Below are 264 nucleotides of genomic sequence, written 5' to 3' on the forward strand. Positions count from 1 at the left end.
GCTCAAGCAGTTTCAGGAAAAGGGCCAAAGCGAGACGGCCAACTCATGGGTCAGCCCCGGTCCCAACAAGCAGATCTCACCCGGCGACCTCGCCTCCGCGCTTGGCGCAGACCAGATCAGCACGCTGACCTCGCAGACCGGCTTGTCGCGCGATGAACTGCTTGCGGGTCTCGCAAGGCAGTTGCCCGACGTCATCAATCAACTGACGCCCGACGGCCGGCTGCCGACCGAGCGCGAAGCTTCGCGCTGGATTTGATTGGCGTC

Annotated in this window: 1 protein-coding gene; it reads left to right on the plus strand. The window is 63.6% G+C overall.

Annotated elements, in window-relative coordinates; all coding sequences use genetic code 11:
* On the plus strand, positions 1 to 256 hold a 256-nt coding region (locus RZA33_RS19545), incomplete at its 5' end, for a YidB family protein (protein ID WP_317509850.1).
* Between the last annotated feature and the right edge of the window lie 8 nt (positions 257 to 264).

The sequence above is a fragment of the Halovibrio sp. HP20-59 genome (assembly GCF_033052795.2).
In the GTDB taxonomy this organism is placed as follows: Bacteria; Pseudomonadota; Gammaproteobacteria; order Pseudomonadales; family Halomonadaceae; genus Vreelandella.